Origin of the sequence: Kitasatospora sp. NPDC007106, assembly GCF_040634455.1 — a bacterium.
Classification (GTDB): domain Bacteria; phylum Actinomycetota; class Actinomycetes; order Streptomycetales; family Streptomycetaceae; genus Kitasatospora; species Kitasatospora arboriphila.
The window spans coordinates 1-5,073 of sequence record NZ_JBEYFP010000430.1 but is presented as its reverse complement, the minus strand read 5'-3'; the positions used below and the strand labels follow the sequence as shown (position 1 = coordinate 5,073).

5 protein-coding genes are annotated in these 5,073 nt (G+C 74.1%); 4 read left to right on the top strand and 1 reads right to left on the bottom strand.

Annotated features, from left to right (window positions below):
* Window positions 1–254: 254 nt before the first annotated feature.
* The 3 genes from ABZ641_RS25360 to ABZ641_RS25350 all read left to right on the top strand — a co-directional run bounded on the left by ABZ641_RS25360 (window position 255) and on the right by ABZ641_RS25350 (window position 2,593).
* A complete protein-coding gene (locus ABZ641_RS25360; protein WP_344624051.1) occupies window positions 255–929 on the top strand; it encodes a hypothetical protein in 675 nt (224 codons plus the stop codon).
* 186 nt (window positions 930–1,115) lie between these two features.
* Window positions 1,116–1,616, top strand: a complete 501-nt coding sequence (locus ABZ641_RS25355) for a ricin-type beta-trefoil lectin domain protein (RefSeq protein ID WP_359985192.1) — start codon at window positions 1,116–1,118, stop codon at window positions 1,614–1,616.
* Window positions 1,617–1,816: 200 nt separating this feature from the next.
* Window positions 1,817–2,593, top strand: a complete 777-nt coding sequence (locus tag ABZ641_RS25350) for an MBL fold metallo-hydrolase (protein WP_344624049.1) — start codon at window positions 1,817–1,819, stop codon at window positions 2,591–2,593.
* Between the two features lie 115 nt (window positions 2,594–2,708).
* Here ABZ641_RS25350 and ABZ641_RS25345 read toward each other — a convergent pair whose 3' ends face one another.
* Window positions 2,709–4,106: an FAD-dependent oxidoreductase gene (locus tag ABZ641_RS25345; RefSeq protein ID WP_344624048.1), complete on the bottom strand. Its 1,398-nt coding sequence runs from the start codon at window positions 4,104–4,106 to the stop codon at window positions 2,709–2,711.
* Window positions 4,107–4,467: 361 nt separating this feature from the next.
* Here ABZ641_RS25345 and ABZ641_RS25340 point away from each other — a divergent pair.
* The coding region (locus tag ABZ641_RS25340) for a phosphotransferase (protein WP_359985188.1) at window positions 4,468–5,073 on the top strand (606 nt) is incomplete at its 3' end.

Below are 5,073 nucleotides of genomic sequence, written 5' to 3'. Positions count from 1 at the left end.
CGCGGCGACGGCCGGGCCGGTCCGGTGGGTCGGCCGGTCCGTCGGGCCCGGCCTGTCCGTCCGGCTCGTCCTGCGGTGCGTCGGGCACGGTTCCCCCTGGTGTCGGTCGGGTCGTCAGGTGTGGTCGAGCGCACCAGGAGCCCGGGCACGAGGGCAAGATCGATTGCCCTGATCGCCCATGGTCGTCCGCAATTCTCCGCGCCGGATCGTTACCGACGGACGGACTGTCGGAGGGGTGTGGCACAGTGCCGCGCATGGAGAACGACCTGCACGGCGAGGCCCTGATCGAACGCGTCATCGCCAAGGTGAGCAAGGACGGCTGGGAGACGGCCGACATGCCGGACCTCGACGACGAGCCGGTGCCGCTGCCCGCCGAGACCCTCGCCGCCCTCCGGCTGCCGGACGGCCGGCCGCTGCCGCCGAGCCTGCGGCGCTGGCTGGCCTTCGACTCCTCGTTGCCGGTCGGGCTCGGCTGGTACCCGGAGGCCCTGGCGCCCGACCTCGCGGGCGCCGCGCTCTCGGAGACCGTGGACGAGCTGTACGGCTTCGGCAGCAGCGAGGAGGTGTGGTCGAAGATGTTCGCCGAGTTCGAGCCGCTGCTGCCGGGCCGCTGCCTGCCGCTGGTGGGCGGCTGCGACTCGCGTCGGCTGCTGTACCTCGGCGAGCCGGACTCGGCGGGGGAGTACCCCGTCCTGGTCACCGACATGGACGACCTTCCGTACGTGGCGGTGATGTACCCGGGGCTGGACGTGTACCTCGCCGACGAGGCCGGCCTCCTCGACCTGGACTTCGACACCTACACCGGGCTGATGGACCATCCGGTCTACGGCGCCCGGATGCGGGAGCACGCCGAGCGGACCCGGCTGGGCGCCGAGGGGCTGGAGATCCAGGACCTGTACGCCCCGGAGGCCGACGCGGAGGAGTCCTGACGGTCCGTGGGTGGTGCCCGGCGCCCGCCGGACCCGGCGGGCCATCCCGCGGACCCGCTCCGCAGGTGGGGTGATTCGTGCCGATCTAGCATCGTTCGAGAACGGACTTGGCGCGGCGTCAGGCCGCGCCGGTCCGCACCGCTGCCGTCCCCGGGCAGCGGACCCTTCTCGAAAGGACCCACCGCCGTGCGCGTGCCCACCCCCGCGAGACTCCTCCTGCCGGCGCTGAGCGCCGCCCTGGCCGTGCCGCTGCTGACCGCCGCGCCCTCGGCGGCCGCCGCCCCGGCCGGCTTCGGCGCGGTCGTGCAGTTCAAGAGCGCCAAGTTCGGCACGTGCGTCTACGACACGCCCGGCGGCGGGAACAACTACCGGCTGCAGGACTGCCACGAGGACGACCTGCGGCAGCAGTTCGCCCGCGAGGTGCTCGGCGACGGCTCGGTCGTCTACAAGGGCGTCGCCTCCGGCCAGTGCCTGGACAACAACGGCACCGCCGCCTATGCCCACAACTGCAACACCAGCGGCTACCAGCACTGGTGGGAGAAGAACAAGGCCGGCCCGGTGATCACCCTGCAGAACCAGCAGACCCTGCAGTGCCTGGACACCGACGGCGACTACGTCTACGTCCACGACTGCGGCGAGCTGACCAACCCGAACCAGCGCTGGCAGATCGTCACCCTGGCCTCCTGACGGGGCTCCCACCGGCGCCCGGACCCGCACGCGCCCGCCGTGCGGCCCGGGCGCCGGGGTACGTCCCCGAGCTTTCCCGTGCGTCCCGGTGGTGGCCGCCCGCATCACCCGTTCGGGGGGCCGTGCGCCGGCTCGGGAACAACCGTGATCGCCGCGGGATTGTCCCCGGTGTACGGGACACCGGCCGAAGGGGAGCAACCATGTCCACGCTGACCGTCCGTTACATCGGCGGCCCGACCGCCGTCCTGGAGCTCGGCGGGCTCCGACTGCTCACCGATCCGACCTTCGACGGGCCCGGCTCCCACCCGGTCGGCGCCCGGACGCTCACCAAGACCGCCGGCCCCGGGCTGCCGCTCGCCGAGATCGGGCCGGTGGACGCCGTGCTGCTCTCGCACGACCACCACCCGGACAACCTGGACGCCTCCGGGCGCGAGCTGGTCACCGGTGGCGCGGTGCGGACGGTGCTCTCCACCGGATCCGCGGCCGACCGGCTCGGCGGGGCCGTCCGGGCGCTGCCGAACTGGGAGCACACCGTGCTGGCCCGGCCCGACGGCGGCTCGCTCCGGGTCACCGGCGTGCCCGCCCTGCACGGGCCGCAGGGCAGCGAGCCGCTGGTCGGCGAGGTCACCGGCTTCGTGCTGTCCGGCGGCGGCCTGCCCACCGTCTACGTCAGCGGGGACAACGCCTCGCTGGACATCGTCCGCGAGGTCGCCGACCGGGTCGGCCCGGTCGACGTGGCGCTGCTCTTCGCCGGTGCCGCCCGCACCCCGCTGATCCCGGACGCACCCCTCACCCTCACCAGCGCCCAGGCCGCCGAGGCCGCCGCGATCCTCGGCGCCCGCCGCGTCGTCCCGCTGCACTTCGAGCACTGGACGCACTTCACCGAGGACGGCGACTCGCTCGCCAAGGCCTTCGACGCGGCCGGCCTGGGCGACCGCCTGCACCGGCTCGCGCCCGGCGGCCTCGTCCGGTTCTGAGCCCGGCCTGCCGGGGATCCGTTCGGCGGCGGTCGTTCGGCGGCGGCCCGAACGACGGCGGCCCGTGCGACGGCGGTCGGTGCCGCTGCCGTACGGGCCGTTCCGGAACCTCAGGTCACTGCGCCGGGTCGATCTCGGGGCGGGCCGTCAGGGAGCTGCCGGAGGCGCGCAGCATCTCGTCCCGCGGGACGACCTTGATCCGCTCGCGGCCCTCGCGCTCGCCGAGCGCCCGCTCGTGGGCGTCCAGCTGCTGCCAGCCCTCCCAGGTGGTGTAGTCGACGCCGCGCTCCTCCAGGAAGGCCACCACGGCGTCCTCCGCCGGAGACCCGGCGGGCCGCAGCAGGCCGGCGCGGTGGTCCGCGACCAGGCAGGCGACGGTCTCGTTGGCATCGCCCTTGGTGTGGCCGATCAGGCCGACCGGGCCGCGCTTGACCCACCCCGTGACGTACGTCGAGGGCAGGTGCGCCCCGGCCTCCAGCACCCGGCCGGCCTCGTGCGGGACGGTCGCCGTCATGGCGTCGAAGGGCAGCTTGGGCAGCTCGTCCGAGCGGTAGCCGACGGCGCGGTACACCGCCTGGACGTCCCAGTCGCGGAAGATGCCGGTGCCCGTGGTGTCGCCGGTGCCGTCGAGGGCGGTGCGCTCGGTGCGCAGGCCGACCACCCGGCCGTCCTCGCCGAGGACCTCCACGGGCGACTCGAAGAAGTGCAGGTGGATGCGGTGCGGGCGGTCGCCGATGTCGCGGATCGCCCAGTTCTCCAGGGTGGACGCCACCATGTCGGCCTGCTTGTTGCCGCGGCGGGTGGCGATCGAGCCCTCGTCGTAGTCGATGTCCTCCGGGTCGACGACCACCTCGATGGTGGGGGAGTGGTCGAGCTCGCGCAGCTCCATCGGGCTGAACTTCGCCTGGGCCGGGCCGCGCCGCCCGAAGACGTGGATCTCCACCGCCCGGTTGGCGGCCAGTCCGTCGTACACGTTGGCCGGGATCTCGGTGGGCAGCAGTTCGTCCGCCGTCTTGGCCAGGATGCGGGCCACGTCGAGGGCGACGTTGCCGACGCCGAGCACGGCGACCTTCTCGGCCTCCAGCGGCCAGCTGCGGGGCACGTCCGGGTGGCCGTCGTACCAGGAGACGAAGTCGGCGGCGCCGTACGAACCGTCGAGGTCGATCCCGGGTATCCCGAGGTCGCGGTCGGCCACCGCGCCGGTGGCGAAGACCACGGCGTCGTAGAAGCGGTGCAGCTCCTCCAGGGCGAGGTCGCCCGGGTAGTCGACGTTGCCGAAGAAGCGGACCTGCGGCTTGTCGAGCACCTGGTGCAGGGCGGTCACGATGCCCTTGATCCGCGGGTGGTCGGGCGCCACGCCGTAGCGGATCAGCCCGAACGGGGCGGGCAGCCGCTCCAGGATGTCGATCGAGACACCCGGGTCGGCGGCGACCTCGGACTTGAGCAGGGCGTCGGCCGCGTAGACGCCGGCGGGGCCGGCTCCGACGATCGCGACCCGGACGGGGCGGGACATGGCGGCATCCTTCGGCAGGGGCGGGCCGCGGACGGCCCGGGAACGGACGGCGGAGAGGTTTCCGAATGCCACCTTCGCTGCTCTGGACGTTCCGCGGTACATACCTCTGCTTTATGTACCCATAGGTTTGACTTATGGGTGGCCCGGGCGCCTTCCCGGATCCATCGGCCGGCGGTCGCGCCCCGCCGCCGCGCAACGCTACCGCCGCCACGCTCCGCGGGGCCGTCCCGGTCACTTAGTTCAGGGCTCGACAAAAGTGGGGCGGCGTTGTTGGATTCCTGGAGGGTGCCTCCGCCGTAGGTGTCCCCGGCCGCGTGGTGGCGCCGTTCGTCGATCCGTCCCGTGTCCGCAGAGGAGCGCCATGACCGCCGCAGTGACCGAGGAACCCGCCGGGGCCGGCCGGGGAGAGGAGGGGCGCGCCGCGCAGGAGCTGGCCGAGCGGCGGGTCCGCCGGGCGCTCGGGGCGGTGGAGGTGGTCGGCGGGAGGGCCCTGCACGGGGGGCTCTACAACTCCGCCCGGCTGGTCGAACTCGCCGACGGCCGGCGCCTGGTGCTCAAGGCCGCGCCGCCCGCCGACGCGCCCGCGCTCACCCACGAGCAGGGCCTGCTCGGCACCGAGACGCTCTTCCACCGCCTCGCCGCCGCCACGGGCGCCCCCGTCCCCGCCGTCCTGCACCACGAACCGGCCGGCCCGGACACCCCCGGCGAATGGCTGCTGCTGGAGTACCTCGACGGCGACACCTGGGACGAGCTGCGTGACGGCCTGACCAGGGACCAGCGGGCGCCGCTGCGACGCCAGTTGGGCGCCGTCGCCGCCCGGATCGCGGGTGCCACCGGCCCGTGCTTCGGCTACCCCCAACCCGTCGCCGGTCTGCAGGGCGCCGACTGGCCGACGGCCTTCGCCGGGATGCTGCGCGCCGTGCTCGGCGACGCCGAGCGGTTCGGCGTCCCGCTCCCCGCGCCGGCC